The sequence below is a fragment of the Pseudoalteromonas sp. genome, assembly GCF_041629635.1.
Lineage (GTDB): Bacteria > Pseudomonadota > Gammaproteobacteria > Enterobacterales > Alteromonadaceae > Pseudoalteromonas.
In genome coordinates, this window is record NZ_JBFKMX010000043.1 from 1 (window position 1) to 25,849 (window position 25,849).

Annotated in this window: 16 protein-coding genes, 1 tRNA gene and 2 pseudogenes; 8 read left to right on the forward strand and 11 right to left on the reverse strand. The window is 40.0% G+C overall.

From position 1 onward, the window contains the following. Positions 1-154: pseudogene (locus tag ABYD77_RS08245) on the forward strand (IS4 family transposase); the annotation flags it as partial. 48 nt (positions 155-202) lie between these two features. Here ABYD77_RS08245 and ABYD77_RS08250 read toward each other — a convergent pair. Continuing rightward, positions 203-1,534: a dicarboxylate/amino acid:cation symporter gene (locus tag ABYD77_RS08250; protein WP_372768804.1), complete on the reverse strand. Its 1,332-nt coding sequence runs from the start codon at positions 1,532-1,534 to the stop codon at positions 203-205. A 168-nt stretch (positions 1,535-1,702) separates the two neighbouring features. On the opposite strand from ABYD77_RS08250, the gene ABYD77_RS08255 reads away from it, so the two are divergent. Both ABYD77_RS08255 and topA read left to right on the forward strand, forming a co-directional pair. After that, on the forward strand, positions 1,703-5,059 hold the full coding sequence (locus ABYD77_RS08255) for a hypothetical protein (RefSeq protein WP_372768806.1): 3,357 nt from the start codon (positions 1,703-1,705) through the stop codon (positions 5,057-5,059). A gap of 253 nt (positions 5,060-5,312) precedes the next feature. Beyond that, entirely contained in the window at positions 5,313-7,961 is a 2,649-nt protein-coding gene (topA, locus tag ABYD77_RS08260) for a type I DNA topoisomerase (protein ID WP_372768808.1), read from the forward strand. A gap of 151 nt (positions 7,962-8,112) precedes the next feature. Here the strand turns inward: topA and ABYD77_RS08265 are convergent. Together ABYD77_RS08265 and ABYD77_RS08270 are read right to left on the reverse strand one after the other, a co-directional pair. After that, positions 8,113-8,189: transfer RNA gene (locus ABYD77_RS08265), tRNA-Pro, on the reverse strand. A gap of 108 nt (positions 8,190-8,297) precedes the next feature. Continuing rightward, positions 8,298-8,951 (reverse strand): arylesterase, encoded by a 654-nt coding sequence (locus ABYD77_RS08270; protein ID WP_372768810.1) that lies wholly within the window; start codon positions 8,949-8,951, stop codon positions 8,298-8,300. Positions 8,952-8,961: 10 nt separating this feature from the next. Here ABYD77_RS08270 and ABYD77_RS08275 point away from each other — a divergent pair, with 10 nt between their 5' ends. After that, the gene (locus ABYD77_RS08275) at positions 8,962-9,675 is read left to right on the forward strand and encodes an ABC transporter ATP-binding protein (protein ID WP_372768812.1); all 714 of its coding nucleotides are present in this window, start codon (positions 8,962-8,964) and stop codon (positions 9,673-9,675) included. Continuing rightward, positions 9,665-12,160, forward strand: a complete 2,496-nt coding sequence (locus ABYD77_RS08280) for an ABC transporter permease (protein WP_372768814.1) — start codon at positions 9,665-9,667, stop codon at positions 12,158-12,160. The genes ABYD77_RS08275 and ABYD77_RS08280 overlap by 11 nt, the downstream gene beginning before the upstream one ends. 12 nt (positions 12,161-12,172) lie before the next feature. On the opposite strand, the gene ABYD77_RS08285 is transcribed toward ABYD77_RS08280, so the two are convergent. Continuing rightward, positions 12,173-13,069, reverse strand: a complete 897-nt coding sequence (locus tag ABYD77_RS08285) for a TIGR01777 family oxidoreductase (RefSeq protein ID WP_372768816.1) — start codon at positions 13,067-13,069, stop codon at positions 12,173-12,175. An 89-nt stretch (positions 13,070-13,158) separates the two neighbouring features. Here ABYD77_RS08285 and ABYD77_RS08290 point away from each other — a divergent pair, with 89 nt between their 5' ends. After that, positions 13,159-14,208 carry an AI-2E family transporter gene (locus ABYD77_RS08290; protein ID WP_372768818.1) on the forward strand — a complete coding sequence of 350 codons (1,050 nt, stop codon included), beginning with the start codon at positions 13,159-13,161 and terminating at the stop codon, positions 14,206-14,208. Positions 14,209-14,239: 31 nt separating this feature from the next. On the opposite strand, the gene ABYD77_RS08295 is transcribed toward ABYD77_RS08290, so the two are convergent. The 3 genes from ABYD77_RS08295 to ABYD77_RS08305 all read right to left on the reverse strand — a co-directional run bounded on the left by ABYD77_RS08295 (position 14,240) and on the right by ABYD77_RS08305 (position 19,733). Beyond that, on the reverse strand, positions 14,240-15,124 hold the full coding sequence (locus tag ABYD77_RS08295) for a LysR substrate-binding domain-containing protein (RefSeq protein WP_372768820.1): 885 nt from the start codon (positions 15,122-15,124) through the stop codon (positions 14,240-14,242). Positions 15,125-15,583: 459 nt separating this feature from the next. Then, positions 15,584-17,956: an EAL domain-containing protein gene (locus ABYD77_RS08300; protein WP_372768822.1), complete on the reverse strand. Its 2,373-nt coding sequence runs from the start codon at positions 17,954-17,956 to the stop codon at positions 15,584-15,586. Between the two features lie 85 nt (positions 17,957-18,041). Next, complete coding sequence (locus tag ABYD77_RS08305) at positions 18,042-19,733, reverse strand: collagenase (protein ID WP_372768824.1); 1,692 nt, start codon at positions 19,731-19,733, stop codon at positions 18,042-18,044. Between the two features lie 167 nt (positions 19,734-19,900). Between ABYD77_RS08305 and pyrC the strand changes: the two genes are divergently transcribed. Further along, positions 19,901-20,938, forward strand: coding sequence for a dihydroorotase (gene pyrC, locus ABYD77_RS08310; RefSeq protein WP_372768826.1), 1,038 nt, complete (start codon positions 19,901-19,903; stop codon positions 20,936-20,938). Positions 20,939-21,006: 68 nt separating this feature from the next. On the opposite strand, the gene ABYD77_RS08315 is transcribed toward pyrC, so the two are convergent. After that, positions 21,007-22,398, reverse strand: coding sequence for an MFS transporter (locus ABYD77_RS08315; protein ID WP_372768828.1), 1,392 nt, complete (start codon positions 22,396-22,398; stop codon positions 21,007-21,009). Positions 22,399-22,638: 240 nt separating this feature from the next. Here ABYD77_RS08315 and ABYD77_RS08320 point away from each other — a divergent pair, with 240 nt between their 5' ends. Continuing rightward, positions 22,639-23,376, forward strand: coding sequence for a substrate-binding periplasmic protein (locus tag ABYD77_RS08320; RefSeq protein ID WP_372768830.1), 738 nt, complete (start codon positions 22,639-22,641; stop codon positions 23,374-23,376). A gap of 251 nt (positions 23,377-23,627) precedes the next feature. Here the strand turns inward: ABYD77_RS08320 and ABYD77_RS08325 are convergent, their stop codons facing one another. The 3 genes and pseudogenes from ABYD77_RS08325 to ABYD77_RS08335 form a co-directional block, all read right to left on the reverse strand. Continuing rightward, the gene (locus tag ABYD77_RS08325; protein ID WP_372768831.1) at positions 23,628-24,662 is read right to left on the reverse strand and encodes a phospholipase effector Tle1 domain-containing protein; all 1,035 of its coding nucleotides are present in this window, start codon (positions 24,660-24,662) and stop codon (positions 23,628-23,630) included. A gap of 47 nt (positions 24,663-24,709) precedes the next feature. Then, positions 24,710-25,342: a lysoplasmalogenase gene (locus ABYD77_RS08330; protein WP_372768833.1), complete on the reverse strand. Its 633-nt coding sequence runs from the start codon at positions 25,340-25,342 to the stop codon at positions 24,710-24,712. A gap of 123 nt (positions 25,343-25,465) precedes the next feature. After that, positions 25,466-25,849, reverse strand: a pseudogene (locus ABYD77_RS08335) (ATPase); the annotation flags it as partial.

Genomic DNA, 25,849 nt, shown 5'->3' on the forward strand with positions numbered 1-25,849 from the left:
ATGGGCTTATGAGGAACTTGCTAGGCTTGGTGGTTGGAAAGATACGAAACGCACAGGACACGCTTCAGTTAAAGTGCTAATGCAAGGGTGGCTTAAACTGCAAACCATCCTTGAAGGCTACGATTTAGCTAAGTCTCTTGAATCTGATTTGTGATCAAGAGACAGCTATTTAAGTGGCTTTTTTAATTCTACATGAAAACGGTTAATTTAATTTTTCGAATTCTTTTCCTGCATTTTCGTCGTTGAAAATGGCTTCATCGAACTCACCTTCTGATTTTGCAACAATACAGGTCACCATACAATCACCTGTTACGTTTACAGCGGTTCGTGTCATGTCTAACAAGCGGTCCACACCGATGATTATAGCAATACCCTCAACAGGTAATCCCACTTGGTTTAATACCATGGCTAACATTATTAGTCCAACGCCTGGCACACCTGCCGTACCAACAGAAGCAAGAGTAGCAGTTAATATAACCATTAAATAGTCAGTAAAACTTAAATCCACAGCGAAAACCTGCGCGATAAATACCGTTGCGACCCCTTGCATAATTGCTGTGCCATCCATGTTGATGGTTGCGCCTAGCGGTACTGTGAAAGAAGCTACTTTATTATCTGCACCAAGCTTTTTAGTTGCTGTTTCAAGTGTCACCGGCATTGTTGCACTGGAACTTGAAGTACTGAAAGCAAAAATAGAGAGCTCTTTAATTTTATTTAAGAAAATTGCAGGGTTTAAACCAGTGAATGTTTTAAGAAGAGTAGGGTAGACAAGGAGTGCATGCACAAAAAGCGCAAGTAAAACAGTGCCAAAGTAGAAAATTAGCTTAACAATTAAATCGCCCTCAATATAACTAAACAATTTTGCCATTAAGAAAAACACACCGTAAGGTGCAATGTTCATTAAAATTGTGACAAGCTTTAAAATAATCGTATTCAAGTCTTCAAAAACGGCAGTAAGGCGTTTACCCGCATCGCCACTTAGTGCCATAGCAATACCAAATAACAAGGCAAATACGATTACTTGCAGCATATTACCGCTCGACATGGCATTAATTGGGTTGGTAGGGAACATATTGATAATCACATCAACTAGTGTCGGTGCTTGCTTTGCATCAAAAGTTGAAGTGGTTGGCATATTGATGCCTTCACCAGGATTTATCACTAAGGCTAGTGTCATCGCGATGGTGATTGCAATAGCAGTAGTTAGTAAGTAAAGACCGATTGATTTACCGCCTAATCGGCCTAACTTTTTAGGATCACTCAGGCTGCATGTTCCGCAAACTAATGAAATGAAAACCAATGGAACAACAAGCATTTTTAAGCTGTTAACAAAAATTTGTCCGCCGATATGGAAAATACCGTCAACAAAAAAACCTTTGAACGAAAAGGTAAATTCACCTGCTGATAATGTGAAATCGCCTGAATCAGCCATTAATGCTTTAAAAATAAATCCGGTGATAATACCCATCACCATACCCATGAGAATTTTGCCAGTAAGTCCCATTCCTTTAAATTGCAAAGTTTTGGTTGTCATAATTTAGTATGTATATTTATTGTGATTTTGTGCATAGCCTACCAGTGAACGTAAAAATTTAAAGGAAATACGGTAAGTTTTTTTAAAAATGCTATGATTTTTGTTGGAATATTAGTTTAATATAGATTAAATAACTCTAATTATAATTATTTATGCAAGGGAGAAGTCATGCCTTCGATCCGATTACTCTTCGCTTTGCTGTGTAGTTTTGTACTTACAGCATGTGGCGGTGGTGGTAGCTTAGAAACACCTGACGGTGGTTCGTCAAATAGCTATGAACTAAAAGTCACACTCCATTCTAGTGATGGTGGAAATGGTATCTCGCAAATTTCTGCATCACAGCCAGGCCTTTTACGTGCAGAGCTCAAAAAAAATGGTAAAGCATATGCAAATCAACTTATCGCTTTTACTTTAACTGAATTTGATAGTGGCACTGTTGGTTCTTTAGATCCTGAGATCGGAACGGCGCAGACGAATGCTAGTGGTCTTGCAGAAATAACGCTTAGAGCAGGTTCAATTGCTGGCTCGGGACAAGTTACTGCCGTTTATAAGCCAAGTGATAGAGATGATGACTTAGAAGTGCCACTCACCTTCACAAGCCTTGGTGATGAATCAGGTGGTGGCGTTGATGGTGTTGTAACAATCAGCCTAACTATCGTTGATAAAAATGGCAATGGTTTCACAGAAAACAACCCGGTGACAAAAGATAATCAGGGCATCGTAAAAGCAACTGTGAAAAAAGATGGACAACCAATATCTGATGGTATTGTAACTTTTAATACCCAGTATACAGGTCGTATATTATCTGAAACGGGTACGCAAATTCTTGACCAAGATGGTGTTGCCACAGTGATGTTAAGCTCTGGTAACTTTAAAGGTGCCGGTGCTGTTGCAGCAACAATTGATGGTACAGAGATTCAAGCCAGAGCAACTTTTTTCTCTTCAGGCGATGATGCTTCGGTTGAAACTGCGGAAACACTTGTTGATATTAAATTATTAACTGGTTGTAACGATGGTTGGGATAAAGATAGAGATCTTGTAAAACTAGACCCTACAGATCCTAGTACTGGATGTTCCGTTATTAGTCGTGATATTTCGTCTGACCAAATTGGTACTGTATTTATTTCTGCAAATAATGCAAACACTGGTGATGGTTTTAAAGGTATCCTTGTAGATGCTGTAACTACTGTTGGGAAGTTGTCTCCTGAATCAGGTAAACAAGTTACAGATAACTTTGGCATCGCTTTGCTTACTTTGGAACCTGGTACCAAAAATGAGGCTGGTGAAATTAGTACAACCGTACGTGGTGTAACTGCGACTAAGGCATTCAATGTTGGTGTTGCAGAATTTACATTGGCTATTGATAATGGCTTAAACCTTAAAACAGATGGTTCTGGCGACTTTCAGCCACTGGCTGCTGGTGCAACAACTGTAATTACAGTAGATCTCATAGATACTGATGGTTCACCACTAATTATTCCTTTGGATGTCGAGTTCAGCTCGGCTTGTACGCAAGCAGATGGTGCGGATATCGACGCAATCGCAACAAGTATTGGAGGCAAGGCATCAGCAACTTACCGTTCAAGAGGCTGTAATGGTAATCCTGCGGACACGGTAACTGCATTTGTCAATGGAAAGTCAATTAGTACTCTAGTGCCGCTATCAAGTGCTAGCGTTGCTTCCGTTGAATTTGTTGACTCAACTCAGACAGTAATTGCGCTAAAAGGTACCGGTGGTAAAAGTAGAACAGAATCAAGTAATGTTTCATTCCGTTTGAAAGATGAACTTGGTCAACCTGTTGCTAACAAGCGTTTAGATTTTAAGTTAAACTCATATAATGGTGGAGTTACACTAAATCGTACGTCAATAAATACTAACAGTGATGGGATATCTGAAGTAACAATAACATCTGGTAAAGTACCAATGACAGTTAGAGTTTACGCATGTTTCATTCCAGATGTACAAATCCCTACAAATTACCCTGTTGATGACGTAACGTGCTGGAAAGAACAGTACGATCAATGCCAAGCTAATCCAAATGCAGCGAGCTGTCCTTCAGGTTCTCTAAGTTTAGTCAATTTGGATGAGCAAATTGTTAGCGTTTCTGACCTATTAACAATCACTTCAGGCTTACCTGATAATGATAGTTTTAGCTTGGCGGCAGACACTTACAATGTTGAAGCGTTAGCATATGATGGCGAGATTGCAAATTTAACTGTTTATATGGCTGATCACTTTGGTAATTTTGTTCCAGATGGTACTGCAGTTTATCTTCGTGCAGAAGGTGGCGCTTTAGGCTTAGTTGATGGCGAACAATTTTCTGATTTATTACGTTGTGAAGCTGTTGATGGTCAATGCACCATTCAGTGGAAAAGTCAAAATCCTAAACCATTTACTGAAACTAAATGGGGAAATGCTATTTCTGCGATTAACCCTAAAACAAACACTGTAAATTGTGATCCTTGGTTTGGTGCACCCGCACCTTGTCTCAATGGTATTCTAAATGCTAATAACAACCAAAATGGTGTGCCGCTTGGTGCGCGCGCAACCATACTTGCCACTACAGCTGGAGAAGAAACCTTTATCGACAGAAATGCAAATGGCATGTTTGATTCGGGTGAATTTTATTCGTCTTTTGATTTAGCTGAAGCCTTTGTTGATAATAATGAAAACGGTGTCTTCGATGGTAATGTTGACTGTAGTACGGGTGTGAACTGTTTACCAACCAATACTGATGCTGGTGAATTTGAAGAGTTTGTTGATATAAATGGTGACGGGGTCTATTCAGCGGCTGATGGTAAGTTTAATGGATTGACTTGTTCAGAAACTGCAGAGGCCAATGGCGATTGTTCAAAAAATTTAATTGATTTGCGACGCAACATTGAAATTGTTATGTCTGGTAGTACCGCTTATGGTCGATATACGATTAGCAAAAGCCGTTATTTTGTAAACCCAGTCCTTGGAACTAATGGCTTTATCCCAGCGAATTGTTCGGATCTCGTCTTAGAAAACCCTTCTGATGGTTCATGGGAGTTCGAAAATGGTCAACCGGCTCGAATTACATTATTAGATTTAGAACAGTCAGAAGACCAGAGCTATTGTGATGTTGGTTTAGCTGATATTTCGCGTTATTTCATTCACTTTGATGATGATAATAACCCCGCAACTCCAGCAAGTTGTGATAGAAATGGTGCATCGCTTGTTGATGGAAGTTGTGTAGGTGGTGATGATGACACTGTTGAAGTCGGTTTGTCATTTGTGCCATTTAATTTCTACTACAGTGATATCTACAATAACCCAATGCCATCTGGTACATCGGTTTCTTATGGTTCAACTAATGGTGATTCAGACGCAGGTGATTATGTATTGCAGAACTCAACAAGGACTGCGGCAATTCGCTCAAGCCATGTAGTTAGCCGTGAAGGTACTCCAAACAAAAGAGCCAGTGGTGATTTCTTCTTCGAATTCACTACAGCTAAAGGAAACCAATCAACAGTACGTTTTACAATCCTTGATGATGGTTAATGACAATGACCAAATAAAAAAGCGCCTTTTGGCGCTTTTTTATTTTTTAAAACCTCAAATGACAACGAGTTTGCATAGCTGTACTATTCATTTTTTAAGCAGAGCGAACATTTTTGCAGCTAACACATCTAAAAATAGTGAGTTTTTTTAAAAATATGCTTGTCACACTGGCACTTTGTCGATATACCTTTAATAATAGCGCCCAAAATGGGTTAACAGATTAAATCGCACTGCGTAAGTAAAATAGGCAAATATGGGTAAGTCGTTAGTTATTGTTGAGTCACCGGCCAAGGCGAAAACAATCAATAAATATTTAGGCAAGGATTTCGTCGTAAAATCCAGTGTAGGGCACATTCGTGATCTTCCTACATCGGGTAATGCGAATAAAGCCGCAACTAAATCACCAGCTGAAGTACGCAAAATGTCACCAGAAGAGAAAGCTAAATATCGTAAAGAAAAGGATTACGCTAATTTAGTTGCTCGTATGGGTATTGATCCAAATAAAGGATGGCAACCTCACTATGAAGTGTTGCCTGGTAAAGAAAAAGTCGTTGCTGAACTGCAAAAACTCGCTCAAGATGCTGATTGCGTTTATCTCGCAACCGATTTGGATAGAGAAGGGGAAGCAATTGCTTGGCACCTTGAGCAAGTAATCGGTGGTGACGAGAGCAAGTATAAACGCGTTGTTTTTAACGAAATTACCAAAAACGCAATTCAAAATGCTTTTGCTGAACCTGGTGAATTAAATATAGATATGGTTAACGCGCAACAAGCGCGACGTTTCCTTGACCGCGTTGTGGGCTTTATGGTTTCGCCTTTACTTTGGGCAAAAGTGGCGCGTGGATTATCTGCAGGGCGAGTTCAATCAGTAGCAGTACGTTTATTAGTTGAGCGTGAGCGTGAAATAAAAGCATTTGTACCGGAAGAATTTTGGGATATTCACGCTGAATTAAAAGCGCAAGAAGAACAAATTCGTTTTGCAGTTGCTAAATATTTAGGCAAAGCGTTCGAGCCAAAGAATAAAGTTGAAGCAGATACTGCCGTAGCATCCCTTAAAGGTGCAAATTACACAGTTTTAGAAACAGAGCAAAAGCCCAGCAAAAGTAAGCCTTCGGCACCATTTATTACTTCAACAATGCAACAAGCAGCAAGTACTCGATTAGGTTACGGTGTTAAAAAGACCATGATGTTAGCTCAGCGCCTCTATGAGGCTGGTTTCATCACTTATATGCGTACAGACTCAACAAACCTATCAAATGATGCTGTAGAAGCGTGTAGAGGCTATATTGAAAATCAATTTGGGGAACAGTATTTACCATCATCTCCAATTCGATATTCATCTAAAGATGGCGCGCAAGAAGCGCACGAAGCAATTCGTCCATCTAACGTTGAAATTTTATCTGGTCACTTAGACGGTGTAGAAGCAGATGCTAAAAAATTATATGAATTAATTTGGCGTCAGTTTGTTGCATGTCAAATGACACCTGCAGAATATGATTTAACAACGATTACGCTTGCTGCTGGCGATTATGAACTTAAAGCCAAAGGTCGGGTATTAAAATTTGATGGTTGGACACGCGTACAACCTTCAGTTAAAAAGAAAAATCAAGAAGAGCAAGCACTGCCACAAGTTGCAAAAGGTGAGGTTCTTAATTTAATTGAGCTTGACCCGAAACAACATTTCACGAAACCGCCAGCACGCTTTAGTGAAGCAAGTTTAGTGCGAGAACTTGAAAAGCGTGGTATTGGCCGTCCATCAACTTACGCATCAATTATTTCGACTATTCAAGACCGTGGTTACGTGCGAGTTGAAAACCGTCGTTTCTTTGCTGAAAAGATGGGTGAAATAGTAAATGAGCGTTTAGTTGAAAGCTTTAGTGAACTGATGAACTTTGACTTTACCGCAAAAATGGAAGAGCGCCTAGATGACATTGCGGCTGGTGAGCGCGAATGGACGCAGGTGCTTGATAAATTCTACCAAGAATTCTCGACAAATCTAGAAAAAGCGGGTTCTGAAGAAGCCGAAGGCGGTATGCGTACAAACCAAGTTGTGGAAATAGATTTATCTTGCCCAACTTGTAGCCGTAATATGGGAATTCGCACTGCCTCAACAGGTGTATTCTTGGGCTGTACAGGTTATGCGCTACCTCCGAAAGAGCGCTGTACACAAACTATGAACCTGGTGCCAGGCGAAGAAGCCGTTGCAGCCGATGTTGAAGACGAAGAAACAGAAGTGCTTCGTCAAATGAAACGTTGCCCTAAGTGTGAAACAGCAATGGATTCGTACTTAATCGATGAAGCACGAAAATTACATGTATGTGGTAATAATCCAGACTGTGATGGTTACTTAATCGAGAAAGGTAGCTTCAAAATTAAAGGCTACGATGGCCCTGTAATTGAATGTGACAAGTGTCAGTCAGAAATGCAGTTAAAATCAGGTCGTTTTGGTAAGTATTTTGGTTGTACTAACGAAGAGTGTAAAAATACTCGTAAGTTACTTAAAAACGGTGAAGCTGCGCCACCAAAAGAAGACCCAGTTCACCTTCCTGAACTACCTTGCGAGAAATCAGAAGCGTATTTTGTGCTACGTGATGGCGCTTCAGGAATTTTTATGGCAGCGTCTACATTCCCGAAATCGCGTGAGACACGTGCACCTAAAGTATCTGAACTTAAGCGTTTTCGTGATCGCATTTCGCCGAAATTCTACTATTTAGCAGATGCTCCTGAGAAAGATCCTGAGGGTAATGAAGCAATTGTTCGTTATAGCAGAAAAGCAAAAGAGCAATATGTTATGTCTGAGGTAGATGGCAAAGCAACAGGCTGGACTGCGCTATTTGTGAATGGCAAATGGGTTGAAGAATCAAAAGCTAAAGCGAAGCCTAAAGCTAAAGCTAAAAGCTAGCATTATCAAAAACCAAAAAACGCAGCTAAATAGCTGCGTTTTTATTTATAATAAAAATATCCAAAAAAATAATTTTATAAATTTTAGATTGAGTAAAGGAATTCGAAGCACTAAATCAAAGAAAATATATTATGGATAGGGATAAGGAAAATGGTCGGCATAGCAGGATTTGAACCTGCGACCCCTGACACCCCATGACAGTGCGCTACCAAGCTGCGCTATATGCCGACATCTATTGCTAGTGTATTCTCGCTATTTGTTAAAATCAACTACTGTGTGTTTTAACTGCGTGATTAATAAACGATTTCAAAGAGAAAGTTGTCGTTAATCTCAGTTTTAGTCACTTTGTAAAATTATATCCGCAAAATGCTGCTTCATTTTTTCACTCAGTAGTGGCTGAGCCTCTGCATTTGGGTGGATGCCGTCTGGCAACATTAAATTAGCATCGGTCACAACAGACGTAATAAAAAATGGAATAAGTGGTACGTTTTTCTCATTTGCAACTTGCTGATAAGCCCCCTTAAACAGAGTGGCATACCGTTTACCAAGGTTTGGTGTAATTTCTATTTCCATCAATAAAACCTTGGCGTTAGCAGCAATACTTTTATCGACTATTTGACTTAAATTTTGTTTCAGTAATTTAACTGGATAACCACGTAAACCATCATTGCCGCCAATCTCAACTAAGACCCAATCAGGTGAGTGTTCGGCCAATAAAGCGGGTAACCGTTGCAATGCGCCACCACTTGTTTCACCGCTTATACTTGCATTTATCAACAAGATAGGCGATTTTTCTTGTTCGTACGCATTTTGTAACAACTGAGCCCATGCTTGGTCTTGTTTTAGTCCATAGCCTGCGCTTAAGCTGTCACCTAAGATGAGAATTTTAGTTGTTTGCTTACTTTGGGTTTTTGCATCACTGTGATCGGTGTTGGCAGTTACCGAGTAACTAATAACGAAAAAGATAACAAATAAACTACGTAATAACATTGAGAGTCCTATGAATAAACTTTCGCAAATGAATGTGATTCAGGTTAAAGACCTTGGAAAAACTGTCTCAACACTTGATGGCGACCTAACTATCCTCTCTGGCATCAGTTTTAATGTCAAGCCAGGTGAGTCAATTGCGATTGTTGGTGCGTCAGGTTCTGGCAAATCTACTTTGCTTGCACTTCTTGCTGGGCTTGACAGTGTAACGCAAGGTGAGATTTTTCTTGATGGCGAACCGCTTCATAATTTAGATGAAGAACAACGCGCTGCAGTGCGGGCAAAAAGCGTCGGTTTTATTTTTCAATCATTTATGTTGGTGCAAAGCTTAACGGCGCTTGAAAATGTCATGTTGCCAGCAGAATTAGCAGGTAAAACAAACGCTGAAGAAAAAGCAAAAGAATTACTTGATAAAGTAGGCTTATCGCATCGCTTGCATCATTTTCCTTCACAGCTATCTGGTGGTGAGCAGCAACGTGTTGCTATTGCACGCGCTTATATTGGTGAGCCAAAGGTACTTTTTGCCGATGAGCCATCAGCAAATCTTGACAGTAAAAACGGCCGCATAATTGAAGAATTGTTGTTTGATTTAAACAAAGTGGCGGGCACAACCTTAGTGCTGGTTACCCACGATGAGCATTTAGCTGAAAAATGTCAGCGCACCATTCATATTGATGCAGGGCAACTTATTGATGACCGTATCGGAGTTCAGGCAGATGTGGGCTAAATTAGCGTTTAAACTCTTTCGCCAAGAATTAAAACGCGGCGAACTTAACATTATTTTATTGGCAATTGCCCTTGCGGTAATGACAGTAATGACACTGTCATCCATTACCGACCGTATTGGCCTTTCTATTAATCAAAAAAGCAGTGAGTTTATAGCCGCAGATCGAGGCTTACAAAGCAATCATAAACTGCCTGAAGAGTTTCTTACTAAAGCGAACGATGATGGTTTGCGCACCGCCACTTGGTATGGCTTTGATAGCATGTTGTTTGCTAAAGATGAAATGCAAATAGCCTATATTAAAGCAACCGATGAAGGCTATCCGCTTAAAGGTCAATTAAAACTAAAAGATAGTTTTGATGGTGAAGAATATGTAACAGAAGCACATCCACAACCTGGCAATATTTGGCTGTCCGATACGGTATTTTACAGCTTAAATATTGAAGTAGGGGATCAAGTAGAGATTGGCGAAGCCACTTTTGTTGCTGAAAAAATACTGGCTGAAGAGCCAGATGCGCCTTTTGCCATTTTTTCGAGCTCACGTCGCGTATTAATGAACATTGCTGATGTTGCAAAAACTCAAGTGATCCAGCCGGGTAGTCGTGTTTCTTACCGTTATTTATATGCAGGTACCGAGCAACAATTATCAGACTATTATGCCTGGCTGAAACCACAACTACTTGAAAATCAGCGCTGGTATGGGGTTAAAGATAGACAAGGCCCTGTTTCTGACTCAGTAAATCGTGCAGAGCGCTTCTTGCTGCTAGCTGGTTTACTCGGGATTATGCTTGCTGCAGTGGCAATTGCCGTATCAGCAAGGCGTTACTGCGAACGCCAGTATGACCCTGTGGCGATGATGAAAACATTGGGTGGTTCGCGTACCACAATTCGTAATATTTACATCACTCATTTGCTTCTAGTGACGCTTTTTTCGGTAGCAATTGGCTTACTACTTGGCTTTATATTGCAGGTGGTCGCAATTGATTTACTAAGTGGAAAAATGGGTAAAGCATTGCCAGCAGCATCCTTTTGGCCAATGGGACTTGCCACATTCACTGGTATTATTTGTGCGGTGATGTTCTCACTTAAACCATTAATGGATTTATTTGATATTCCACCAATGCGCGTACTACGCCGTAATTTAGGTGATTCTCTTAAAGTGTCTAAACTGCACGTATTGTTAGCAACACTCACGGTATTTGCGCTAATGTGTCTATTTAGCCGAAGCTTTGTGATTGCTGGCATTATGTTTGTGTCGTGTGCCTTACTTGCAGCTATGTTATTTGGTTTAAGCCGATTACTCTTTACCTCATCACGTAAGCTTGGCCTAAAACCAAGTAACAGTTGGTCATTGGCCATTGCATCCTTGCAAAAACGTGCTAATGCCAATGCGCTACAAGTGATTAGCTTTGCGTTGGCAATCAAACTCATATTGTTTTTGGTTGTTCTGAAAAACGATTTAATAGCGGATTGGCAATCGCAACTACCCGAAAACGCACCGAATGGCTTTTTAGTTAATATCAGCGAATACGAGCGCACAGATATTGCTAATTTCTTAGCTGAGAATAACATTCAACAAACTGATTTTTATGCGGTAGTGCGTGGGCGCGTAAACAGCATCAACGGCGAATTAGTTGCGCGCTCAGTTTCTGCAGAAGAAAATGAAAAGCGTGATGAAGAAGCACGCTCAGGTGTAGGCCGTGAACTAAATTTAACATGGCGCGACACTTTGCCAAACCACAATACTATTGTAAAAGGCGAGTGGCTGAATCTAGATGAAAATGAGCTTTCAATGGAGCAATCCATGGCTGAGCGTTTAGGTGTCGACATTGGTGACGAGCTTGAATTTTTAATTGGTTCGCAACGTTTTACTGCCAAAATTACCAGCCTCAGAGAAGTAAACTGGTCTACCATGCAGCCGAACTTCTTTATTATATTAAGCCCTAAAGTGCTATCCCAGTTTCCTGCAACGTATATCTCAGCGCTAAGTACACCAGCTGAATCTAAACGTGCTTTGCAGCAACTTGTTCGCAATCATCCGAGCGTTAGCATCATAGATGTTGACTCAATGATCAAACAAGTGCGCTCTACCATTGATCAAGTAGCAACGGCAATAAGCTTTGTGCTGGTTATTGTTGTGATATGCGGTGCATTGGTATTGGTGTCACAAGTGCAAGCAAGCCTTCATGATCGTATGCAGGAAGTAGTAATTCTACGAACACTTGGTGCTAAAGCTAAGTTAATTAAAAATGCAGTGCTTTATGAGTTTGTATTACTTGGCCTTTTTGCAGGTATTGCTGCAGCGCTTTTTAGTGATGTAGCACTACTCATAGTGCAATATCGCATGTTCGAGCAATTTGGTAACCTTCACCCAGCGATGTGGGTGTACGGCCCTGTTGTTGGAGCTCTGTTTGTTGCGTTATTAGGTTATGGTTTAGTCGCGAAAACCTTACGTAAAAATACCCAAGGTTTGGTACGCGCTCTTTAAAAAAAGTGGGCGTTAGCGCCCACTTAACACATTTTCTAATGCGGGTTTTAACTTGGCATATTGAAACTTAAAATCCGCATCATTTAGTGCTTTAGGTAAAACGGCTTGGCCATAAACCAGTAAATCAGCCATCTCACCAAACAGTAATCGCATCACAGGTTCTGGCATTCTAAATATATTCGGGCGTTTAAGCGTCTGACTTAAATGTTCACTGAATTCATTATTAGTTACAGGGTGTGGAGCCGTAGCATTAAATACACCGTGAAGTGATTTATTTTCAATTAAAAATAAAATGATGTTAACCATATCGTTTATATGGATCCACGACATATATTGTTTACCATCGGCAATAGGCCCGCCAAGATAAAATTGAAATGGCGGTACCATTTTACCCAGTGCACCTCCTTTTTTAGCAAGCACAATGCCGGTTCTTAAAATACACACGCGGGTTTTTTTAGAATTAGCAGATAACGCAAGTTGCTCCCATTTTTTACATAAATGATGACTGTATTCTTCAAAAGGTTGGTTATTTTGTTCGGTAACTGGTTGGCTTTGCCTGCCATAAAAACCAATGGCACTGCCTGATATAAAGGTATGGGGTGGCGTTTGTGTAGCTTTAATTTTCTCTGCGATTTGCGCTGTTATTTGCCAGCGACTGGCTTCTATTTTGGCTTTTTGAGAGGCTGTCCAACGTTTATCAGCGATTGGTTCGCCTGCTAAGTTGATCACGCAGTCAATTTCATTAAAATCAATGTCATCGATAGTTTCATGGGCATCAACATGATGCCCTAAAAGTGTGAAGGCTTTTTCTTTGCGACGAGTTAGCACCAGCAATTTATGATGGTTTGCAAGGTACTTACATAAGTGCGAACCAATTAGGCCTGTGGCCCCAGTTATTAAAATATTCATAGATAAATCAAATAGCTTCCTATTTGCCACATTTATATTGTAGCATAGCCTTAATTAGAACAATGTCATAATACGAAGTAAGGATAACTATGGTTCAGCAAAACTTGACAGGTGCCAGCAAGAGCTTGTTGGTATTTGCTGCACTGATTGTCGTACTTGCTGGTTTAAAATTAGCGAGCGCAATTGTCGTACCATTTCTACTTTCTGTTTTTATCGCCATTATCTGTAGCCCACTTATTGAATTATTAGGGCGTTATCGCGTACCGAAAGGGGCTGCGATTACCATAGTTATCTTGTTAATTTTATTGGTGGTTGTCAGCCTAGCAGGGCTTGTGGGTCAATCGGTAAATGGCTTTTCACAAAATGTGCCGATTTACAAAGCGCAGTTACAAAACGAGTTTTCAGGATTATTATCCACCCTAGCAGAGTACAATATTCTTATCGATAAAGAACGCATTATGTCGTTTTTAGACCCAGGTAAACTCATTGATGTAGCTGCTAACACACTCGCAGGTGTTGGCGGCATTATGGCTGACTTATTCCTGATTATTCTAACTGTAGTGTTTATGCTGCTTGAAGCGCCTTACATTGGCAAAAAAGTGCATTTAGCCCTTGATGATCCAGAGATGAAACAAAAGCAGATTGATCTGTTTTTGGACTCAGTAAACTCCTATCTCGCAATAAAGACCTTAGTGAGTCTTGCTACTGGTTTACTGGTTACTCTGATGTTATGGGCATTGGATATCGATTACTTTATTCTTTGGGGCGTGTTAGCATTTTTCCTAAACTATATTCCAAATATTGGTTCAATTATTGCCGCAATTCCGGCTGTATTACTGGCAGTAGTGTTACAAGGTGTTGGTGTCGCAGGGCTTATTGCAGCAGGTTATATGGCAATTAACACTGTAATGGGTAACATGATTGAGCCACGTTACATGGGCAAAGGATTAGGTTTATCGCCACTTGTGGTATTCTTGTCGTTATTGTTTTGGGGTTGGTTGTTAGGTACTGTTGGCATGTTACTTTCTGTCCCACTGACCATGGTTGTAAAAATAGCCCTAGAAAACAGCGAAGAAGGAAAGTGGCTTGCGGTACTGTTAGGTGGAGAAGAGCAAGTCAATGAAGAAATTGAAAAGTAACTATCAAATAAGGGAAAAGGTTAGCACTTGGCTAACCTTTTTTTTGTTTACAGGTATTTAGGAAATGTCGATAAACTGGATTTTCGCTCATTTTTTTCTTCATAGCTAAATACATAGGCCTTGATAAACCGAGAGCGCCCAAAGGAATAGATTTAATTAATCCTTGGCTTTCGTATGGCGTTACCAGCCAATCTGGCAATGCAGCAACCCCCATACCTGCGCTTACTAGTTGGAAAATCAATAAGCCTTGATCAACGGTTTTTAAAGTGCCGTCAAAGCGCGCATTTTGGATAAAGTGTTTAAAAATATCTTGGCGCTCGCGTGGAATAGGGTATGAAATTATGGTCTCGTCTTTTAAATCGAGCGCTGTTACATATGCTTTTTTAGCAAGTGGGTGATCTGGGCTCACAATCAGCTTTAATTTAAAATCAAATAAATGGGCGTATTCTAGACGCTCAGTTTCGCGAATATCCGATGTTAAAACTAAATCCAGCTCATCATTTAATAGCTCAGGAATTGCGTCGTAGCTAAAACCGCGCTCATAGTCGACTTTTATATCAGGCCAAAAGTTATTGAACTCTTTAATGGTTGGTAATAACCAGTGAAAACACGCATGACACTCAACACTTAAACGCAATTGTGAAATGGGTTGGTTCAGGCTTTCTTTTAGACGACATTTTGTTGCTTCTACCTTAGGTAACACATCGTGTGCGAGTTCTAAAAGCAGCATTCCTTGTGGTGTAAAACGCACAGGGTGGGTTTTTCGCTCAAATAACTGACAATCAAGTTTGTTTTCTAAATCTTTTATTTGGTGTGATAAAGCCGACTGAGTTAGGTATAGCTCGCGTGCCGTATTTACTAAAGAACCGGTTTCTTTTAGCGTGGCGATGGTTTTAAGGTGTTTTACATCTATCATCTTTAAGAATTCTCATATTAAACTTGAACGACCATGAGGCAGTCTCGATACTAGCTGTTTGTTTTTCATGTTTCAATGATTGTGAGCTCAAATTAACATCAAAATGATAATAAATTGCTATTTTATATATTTTAAAAGTTTATGTTAACGCTGTCATTGATAGGTGTTAGTCGCCTGAGGTTTTGGGGTGGTGTTTCTGTATTAATTTATTTCAAGTTCATTTTTACTGTAATTGAATGAATAGAAACTTAAACTTTATAGTTTTTAAGTTGAAGGTGCAGCAAAGAAGAATTTTATTCATTGTAGAACAGGGTAAATCTACAAAGCAGAAATGTATCGTGGCGATGGAGTGATAATCAGATAAAAAGTCCTGATTGCCTATTATGTAGTTGTAGTAAAAAGTAAAGGTAATTTCAGTAATAGAAATACAAAATCAAACCGTACTTGGCTACAGTAAAACTAATTTAATTTTCCTGTAGTTAAAAAGCTGTAAGCCTGTTTTGCAGGCATAGGTTTGGCTACTAAAAACCCTTGGCCATATTGGCATTTAGTTTGCCTTAGTACTTCTAATTGTTCCTTGGTTTCAATTCCTTCGGCAACGACATCAAAATCTAAAGAGTTTGCGAGGGTAAGAATTGCATCGACTAATGGGTGACTTTCGCCACTACTAAGATTATCAATAAAACTTTTATCAATTTTTAAAATATGGATTGGCAACTGGTGAAGATAACCTAGTGCAGAATAACCCGTTCCGAAGTCATCTAAGCATAATTTTACGCCACAGGCTTTGAGCTTATCGATAATTTCAGTCGCAAGTGAAAGGTTTTCAATTAAGCCTGATTCGGTAATTTCAATACATAAACTTCCCAGCGGCAACTGATATTCATAATATAGGCGCTGAATAAAGTCGGCAAACTCCAAGGTTGAAAAGTGCTTTGAAGAGACATTCACTGTTACTTTAAAGTCCTCAGGTAAAGAGCCCTGCCAGATTTTAATTTGCTTTGCTGCAAGCTCCAAAATGTGTAAATCAAGGGCGAGAATTTGCCCTGTTTCTTCTGCAAGTGGAATAAAGTCAGCAGGAGAAATAAAACCGCGCTCAGGGTGATGCCAACGAACTAGCGCTTCGAAAGCAACAATGTTACCTGATTGAATGGTGAATATTGGCTGATAAAAAAGCGTAAATTCATTCTTAAGCATGCCATTTTGAATGTCACTCTCAAGGAGCGCTGCGCCTTTTAGCTTTTGCCGCATGGTGTCGTTAAAAAACTGGACTTTGCCTCGGCCAAGTGATTTAGCTTGATACATAGCTGCATCGGCGCGTTGTAATATTTTATAAGCTTCGTCAGTCTCTTTATTTGCAAAGGCTACGCCAATACTGGTTGAAGCTTGTAATAAGTGGTCATCAATTAATATTGGTTCTTTTAATGCTAGTTTGATGCGTTCAATTACAGGGTTGACATCTTCCGCACCAAAAATGTCACATAATAATATAGCAAATTCATCACCACCTAAGCGAGCAAAGGTATCGGTTTCACGAATACAGCTATTAATTATACCGCATATTTGCACTAAAAATTTGTCACCGACTTGGTGGCCTAGTGTATCGTTAATTATTTTGAAACGATCAAAGTCTAAATAGAGCAGAGCATGAATTTTTTGAGTTTCGGCGCGCGACAAAGAATTTATGGCAAATGTTAAGCGATCGATTAATAATGCACGATTTGCAATGCCTGTAAGCTCATCGTGCAACACTTTATGTTGCAGTGCTTGCTCTGCAAAAACACGATTGATTACTAAGCGTATTTGTTGACTGATGTAAGTTAATAAGTTTTTATCATGTTCGGTATAACACACGCTTTGATTATAACTTTGCACTACTACAATGCCAGCGAGCTCGTCATTTAAATCAAAGGGAACTCCCAGCCACGAATTTGGCAAAGCGCCAATTAGATGGAAATTACCATCATCGATATGCTTTTGATATTGTTCGCCACTGAGAAGCAGTGCTTGTTGACTATTTATTGCATACACTGAAGCAGTTTTTTGTATTTGTGCATTGCTGAAACGTTTAAGTGTAATGCTTTCAACTCCGTGTTCAATAATGTAGGGGATTTCTAAGCCACGGGTTTGTTTATTGTAGTAACCAATAAATAAGTTTTCTGCTGGTAAAAGGGTATTAACAATGTCATGCAACCCTTTGTAAAACATATCCATGGTTTGCGAATCAGAGCTTAGGTTGGCAATTTGTAGCATCCCTTTCTCTAATTGTTGAACATGGTGGAGTTGGTTTATAGTATCAGTTAAATAGGTGACTGTTTTACATTGGTCAATTTTGGCGCTGAGCATGGATGCCACAGTGGTTAAAATACTAAGATGCTCTTTGGTATAGTAACCTCTTTCTGGGTGTTCACAGTCAATGACTCCAAGGACTTGGCCGTCATACACTAAGGGTACACAAATCTCAGAATGTACATTTCCACTTATTTGCAGATAACGCGGGTCTTTAGAAACATCGCTAATGATTTCCGCACATCCAGTTTTAAGCACATAACCACAAATGCCTTCATTGATTGGAATTGATAATTCGTCACTCTCGGAGTGATTATCTTTATGAATAGATGAGACTTGATTTAATAGCTGGCTTTCGAAATCGGCAATAAAGATAGAGCATTCATCAAACCCCAAGCGTTTTACTACCTGGTGAGTAACATAGTCATACAGTTCATCGAGATCAACAATACGAATGAGTGATGAGGCAAACTCATTAATGATGCTGAGCTGATTGGCTCGACTGGTCATTGCGTCTACATTGTCGCTTGATGAATACTGCATAAGCGCTTGCTAGCCATTTATGATTATAAGTTAACATAAATGTAACTCAGCAAGCACTTTTGCTCAATAAAAGTTTGTTTTTCCGTTATAAAATATGATTATGTTCGGCGGTGATTTTAAGCGCTTTTGGCATTAGGTAATCACGATACAAATAGCGGTACAATTTGTTTGGTTTTGCTTTAACAGCGGCTTCTTGATAAGGATTAGTTTGTTTGTATGATGCTAAATAGTTTGCAAAGTTATCACCATGCTTAGCTACCAGACTATCAAGTAACTCACTGTAGCCATCAAAGTAATCGGTGCGCAAAAAGTGCGCTAACTGACGATAATCATCTAAGGCATTTTCAGATAAATAACGGTGCGCTAAATACGACCATTGGTAAACGCGTTTTGACCCATCTTTGTAAGTAGTATCAAATACTTCACGTAGGCTAGGCCATTTTTCTTGCTCTGTTTCATGTAGTAATTTATTGACGCGGTCGTTGCTTTTACCCTGTGCAATTAATTCAGCACCACCTTCGCTCCACCATACTAAGTGGCTAGGGAAGTGGCCAAAACCGTCGTATTTATTAAAACGCCCATCTAAGTAGTGGACGTATTCGTGGTTTAGGTTCCAAACCGAAAAATCTTCTTTCCAAAAAGCTTTAAAAGAATAGAAAGTGGCTTGGTTGCCTGGCTTGCTTGGTTTACCTTCAATGTACATACCGCCATTGTCGGTGCTGATATCAAAAATCATTTGGCCGTGCTGGTTGTAGCCTGTGTAGTTATCAAAAATAACAACGCGCAGCGCTTCATTAAAATCGTTTGGCACAGGTTGGCGGTTGGTGGCATATACGTCATGGAAATGTGATTCTTGTGAAATTAAACGCTCGCAACTGATATTAAGCTGCTCTGTAGTCAAAGTTTGTGCGCGAATAAACAGCGAATCTGAACATTTATGGTTAATTGGTAGGGCGTCATCCAGTGTTATTTCGCTACAGCGGCCTTTAAACTCATCATCACAAGCTGATTTACCACGGAAGCTATTAACTAAATAACGCTGTGAAAAGATAAACTCTTTATTTGTTTTTGGGTTTTGCTCAAGTGCCGCCCAAACTTTTTCATCAAGTGATTTCTCAGCTGCTTCATCATCTAAAATATAATGAAGGTAGCCAAGCGCCCAAGCCGCGTGCTCTTGCTGCCAGCTATTATCGTTTTGAAGTAAATCGAGTAATTCTTGTTGCCAATTAGTTTGTGCAAGTACCGCTTGTTTGACTTCATCCTTACTGCGTGCTTCAAATGCTAAAAAGCCGATAGCGCGAAGACGTTCCCACTTAGCATATTGCGCTGCAAGCGGGCTTGCATCGCTAAGCGCTACATTTGGTAATAAAGGTAAGTGTTTAGCTAATTTATCTTTTAAATCATCAAAGTAGTAATAAAGATAAAGCGTTACCGCGTAGTTTTCGATGGCGCGATAGTCGTCTTTAGCGATGGTTTGCATACGAGCAAACAACGCGCTATCAAGCGCTGTTAATTGCTCAGCTGTTAAATTCTTCGTATTGCCAAAATAGCTAAAACCGCGCAGGGCATAAAGGGTTTCATTAATGTCGGCGCCAGCGTTTAAATTGGTGACTAGGGCATCAAAGTCACTACTGGTTAAACCTAATTGCCAATAAGCTTGAGTGTTAATTGTGATAGGGCTTTGTAAAAACGTGGCTGTTGGCTCGTTGATTGTCGATGCACAACCCGAAGCAAGTAACCCTGTTAATAACAGAGAAGTAGCGCGTGTTAGTTTCATTTTTGGTCTCTATATTTATTAATGTGTGCGCTAACTTATCAAAAAGGGATATTGTATACAATTATTATCGATAAACCTCGACGCTAGCGCTTTACAGCGGCATCACAAGTCAATAAGATCAGCACAATCGGACGTTCGTCCGCTCACCGTCAATAAAAGGTAGGATCATGACAGACACAACTGCTAAATTAACCATTACTCGCCCAGACGATTGGCACATTCACTTACGTGATGGCGACCAGTTAAAAGACACCGTACGTGACGTAAGCCGTTACATGGGTCGCGCGATTATTATGCCTAACCTTGTACCACCAGCAACCTGTACTGATTCTGCCCTCAGCTATTACGAGAGAATTCAAGCGTACAATAACAGCAACTTTGAACCGCTAATGGTGTTATATCTAACAGATAAAACAACGCCAGAAGAAATTAAAAAAGCGAAAGCGAGCGGTAAAATTGTAGCTGCAAAACTATACCCGGCTGGTGCAACCACCAACTCAGATTCAGGTGTCACCTCAATTGAAGGCATGTACTCTGTATTTGAGGCAATGGCTGAAGTAGGAATGTTGTTACTTATTCACGGTGAAGTAACAGATTCAAGCATTGATATTTTTGACCGCGAAAAAGTATTTATCGAAAACATTCTATGCAAAATTGTGGATGATTTCCCAAATCTTAAGATTGTACTTGAGCACATTACTACGAAAGATGCGGCAGAGTTTGTAGCGGCAGCAGGCGATAATGTTGCAGCAACCATTACGGCGCACCACTTACTGTATAACCGTAACCACATGCTAGCAGGTGGCATTCGTCCACATTACTACTGTTTACCAATTTTAAAGCGCAATATTCACCAAGAAGCGTTAATTAAAGCAGCAACAAGCGGCAGCAAAAAATTCTTCTTAGGTACGGATTCAGCGCCACACCTTAAAGATAAAAAAGAAGCATCATGTGGTTGTGCTGGTTCTTACACTGCGCACGCCGCACTTGAGCTATATGCAGAAGCATTTGAAGAAGCTGGTGCACTTGATAAGTTAGAATCGTTTGCTAGCTTTAATGGCCCAGATTTCTACGGTTTACCACGTAATACCGACACAGTGACTCTTGAAAAAGACACGTGGCAAGTACCAGAGTCATACCCGCTAGGTGATGACGTAGTTGTACCAATTCGCGCAGGCGATGACATTACGTGGAAAGTGAAATAACAAACACTTTTCTAAATGTAAAAAAGCCCGCTTCATGCGGGCTTTTTTGTTGATTTTATTTAAAAAAGTTAGCTTGATGGCTGCGTTTTTTCTTCATTCTTTTTTAGGGTTTGCTCTGAACTTGCATCTAAATCAGGGTGTTGCTGCTTAGTAAACTCTTGGTCATCAAATTCTTCATCGTCTAAATCTTCGTCAGAGCTAAGGTTTTCTTCTTCAACCACCAGCAATTGCTCGTGCGCAGTGGTTTCTTCAATACGTGGATCCATAGTTGCAGCCAGTGGCGATGCGGTAACATCGGATGTACCCACTACGTAATCGGTTGGCTCTGGTTGTTCCGCTTTTTGTTTCGAGTTAATAAAACTCAGTGATACAAACATCACTACAGTAAGTGAAGCGATTGAACCATACAAAGCTTGGTGACTAAAATGCGCCATTATTTGGGCGTTCACTGCCGAACCAACGGCTGCGCCTGCGCCAAACATAATCAGCAAGGCAGACGATACACCTACGCGGTCTTCATCTTCTACACGCGAGTTTGCCAGTGCTGATGAAAGCGGATAAAGCGTAAAGGCAAATAGGCCAAAAGCAAAAGTTAGGGCATAGGCCACATACTGAGTAAGCGGTAATAAAAACAAGGCCAAACTAACCACTCCAATGGCAACCGCGTTACTGCGAATTAAAATACTTCGACGAATTTTGTCGGAAATAACACCCATCGGCCACTGGGCAAGTAAACCTGCAAAAATGGTGATAGACATAAATAGTGCAATTTCTTGAGCGCTAAAGCCCGAAAGGCTCGCAAAGGTGGGCGCTAAGCCGTAAAAACTACCATTAATAATGCCAGCAAAAAGCACCGCTGTAAGTGATTGCGGCACTTTTTTAAAGTAGTCAAATAAACTCACTTGAATTGGTTTGAGCGGTTTAGGGTGAATTCTTCGAGTAATGGAAATCGGAATTATACCAAGCGACAACGCCATACAGACTAAAAAGAGCGGGGCATAGCCGAGCTCTGGGAAATGCGATAATGCATATTGACCAAGCACCATCCCAAGGTAAGAAGTGATCATATAAAACGAAAACACTCGGCCTCGTGATTCGGGCGCTGCTTGTTCATTAAGCCAGCTTTCTAACACCATGTAATTACACATCATGCTAAGGCCAACAATTAACCTCAGCACCAACCAGAGGTAAATATTATCACTTAGCGCATGCGCTGCAACACAAGCCGTTACCGCAGCCGTATTTGCTACAAAGGTACGAATATGACCAACCGATTTGATTAAGTGGTAGCCCAATTTAGAACCAAGTAGCAAACCTAAATAATAAAACGAAGTGAGTAAACCAATCCAGAATGTAGAGACATTATGCTGGCCTAAATAAAGCGCTAGGTAAGTGGTGAGTAAACCCGTTCCACCAATTAAAAATAAGTTTGTGAAATAAAGCGAAGGGAATGATTTCATTGAAATACTTTTTTGCACGGTTAGGTAATTATACTAGAAGATTGAAAGGGGATTTCCAAGGGAAATGTTATGCGAAAAGGGCGGGACTTTACACATGCTTGATTCAGTTTATGAGCTAGATAAACATTACAAAGCGTTGATCCCTAACTACAATAAAGGTAATAACAGGTATTCATAGAATGTGCTTTGCAATTATGTTGAGTTCACTTTTATTAAAATTAATTTGTTGGTTATTTGATTATGAAATGCAAAGTATTTATCTTGTTCTATAGCTTTTTACTCTATTTTTGTTCTATTTTTCAATGTATTGCAGAGCAAAAGGTCATCCTTGGAGTTGCCCCCAACACGACACAAGGTCTACATGTACAGTTAATGAAATATATTGCGCAGCGTGGGGGCTTTGAGTTTGAAGTTGCAGAGGTTCCTTTCGAGCGGCGTTTGAGGTTATTAGAATCGGGTAAAGTAGATGTTTCTTTAGGAGTCTTTAAAACGCTCAAACGTGAAAATAAACTTGTCTTTATAGAAACTCCTTACAACCAATTCAAAGGCGTATCACTATTTATTAGAAAAGAAGATTATATCAATATTCCGGCAGACTTAAGTGGTAAACGTGTTGCTATTGTTTCTAGCACCAGAAACTTCTCTGAATTGGAGAGGTTGGTATCTTTTGAAAGTATGATAATACCCTCTTTTCCCCGGTGCGTTAAACTGTTATTGGACGATAGTATTGATGCAATTATTTCTATTAAGACATCAGGGGAGAATATTCTAAAAAAGATGAAACTCGAGGACAAAATTAAAATTGCCCACTATCAGCCCCCGCAACCTAAAAATGTCTATATCGTGTTATCACAATCGTCTGTTTTAATAAAGAAAAAAAAGATTTTAGAACAGATCGCGTTAGAGCTAGCAAACGGAAAGTATGATGAAATACGCGAACAGCACTATATCAATAGAAAAGCCAAAAAAAAGAACTGATAACTCTATAGCACCCTTAAAAATCAATTTTTCTTTGAAGAATTAGTTTGATTTTAGGGGCACGTTTTTTACGAAATACATCCTTGTATTTCACCCTACGGGCCAGCTTCGCTGTTCAAATTTATTCCCAATAAATTTGTGGTTCGTTTTTGTCGTGTAACAAAAATGAACAAGAGGGCGCCATGGATGGCGCAAGATACCCCGCATGGAAGCAAAGGTAAACCTCTAAACCTCTAAACTAGAATCTAAATCTATAAAACCGAATATTCCCTCATTCCTTCTATACCAAAAATCATCCCACTGCGTTCACCATTAGGTAATAACAACTGAAATGGCTTATTGCGAAGGGCGATTGGGCGATAATCGGCAACGTTAACAAAGCGTTCAACCACGCTGTAGTGCACAAGCGGCATACAGTCTTCTAAACAATCAACGCGCACTTGTCTTGGGTTTAAGGTTTTTGATGACATAAAGCCAGTGCGTGCTTTTTGGTGAAGTGGGGCGTCAATTTGCGGGAAAATGGCGATATCGTCAGAGCCGATAGATACCTCATTTTCAGAAAGTTTTGAGTAGTCGACTTGATGCAACTCGAGCGTTTGTAAGCCAAAGCGCTTTGCTTCATCAAGCATAAAGCTTAAACAAATATCGGCAAGGCCATCGTGCCAAAAGCCACCGCCAATATCTGAGTGTACACCTGCAAACCACACTTCTTTTACGTTGGCACCAGGTGCCATAAGTAAAGGTTGAAAAGCAATACGACGCTCATCGATAGCCACTAAATGTACCGCTTGCTGAATGAGCGGGCTAACACTACTGTTTTCAAACACCACATCACTGACAGGCTGTGTATTTGCATTTAAATCGGGCATACCAATAGAGGCAACAGTGTCGTATACACCTAAAAAGGTGATTTTTCGCCCTTGCTCAGTAAGTTTGCTAGCAAATCGCCTTGCAATTGCGGCGCCGCGACTAAAACCAAAAATAAAAATTTGGTCATTACCTGTTAGCGTTAAGTAGTCGTTATAGGCTTGCTTGTAAATACTTTCTAAATCGGCGTACTCTGGTGCAAACATGGTATTGAATACTTGGCTTAACCAATTACCGTAGGTGCCAATGCCAGCATAATAAAAGCTTTTTTGCTGCTCAAAGGCATGGCTTGCATTGATTAAATCCCCGCCACAAAAAATGTGCGTTTTTAATATATTACTGATACTACTATTATAAAAAACGTCATCCACATCACTGGGTTCATTGCAGGTGCCATCGAAGCAAAATACGGCATTCATTTTACTGTCCTTGTTTTAAACGTGTGTTTCAGCTAACTGTCAAATGGTTAGTTGGTTAAGCTGAGCGCAATCATACTTTGTGCAATGTAGTAAGTCGCTAAAATAGCAGGTTGGCTCCACACATACTCTTTAACAAAACGGCGATATGCCAAAATTGAGTCAGACACCATAAAAAATAGTGCGCCAACAAAGGCGTATAAGCTCATATAGTGCCACGATAGCTGAAAGAAGTTATAGCTGGTAAGTACCATTAAAGTCAGTGCCGTGGCATAGGCGTAAACCGGAATACGCAACTTGCCCAAATGCTTATTTAAAATGGCAATTAATACCCCTGCATAGGCTAATAAAAAGAGTAACAACCAGCCATTAAATTCAAACCCTTCGGTATCAGTAAAGGCGATTACATAAGCAACATGGGCGATAAAAAACGCGATAAGTCCTTGCAGAAAATAATCTTTTTTCAGCATTAAGAATATGTCGCCGAGTAATGAGAAGACTAACCCGCCAAATACCCAATAGTGTACTGGTGTAAAGGTGTTAGTTTGCATATACGCAAGGCAAATTATCAAAATGGTGGTTAACGGCTTAAAAAAGTAACACAACGCATCTTTTTTTAAACTATCAAAGTAAATGTGGCTGTATGCCGAAATAAAAATAAAAGGCAGAAGTGTATTAAACATAATCAATGGTTTTACAACAAAATTGTGACCAAAATACGCAAGAACTGCGAAGAACTCAACAGTTTATAACAAAAAGCGGCACTTATTTTGTGCCGCTTTTAATTAATTTGCGCTGTGGTGAAATCAGCTTGCTACTAAATCACTTTCAGTATCGCTTACTGCAATCCAGTCGTTTTCATCCACCCAGTTTTGTTTACCATCACTTACTGTACGAATAGGCACGATGTATTCACAGCTGACCTGCGGTTTAACTGAGGCAAATAACGGGACAAAACCAAAACTGTAGGCGGTTTCAATAATCGCTTGCTGGTTTTGCGGGTCGATATCAGCCGCTTCATCAATGTAGATAGGGATACGGTATTTTCTTTGTTCTTTATCTGCCAATAAGTAGCGAATAAACAACATGCCGCACAGTAGCTTAATGGTAATACGGGTACCGTTTGATCCAGCAGAATCGATTTTATCAAAGGTATCTTGCTCGCCTGCGCGATTGACCACGACAAAGCG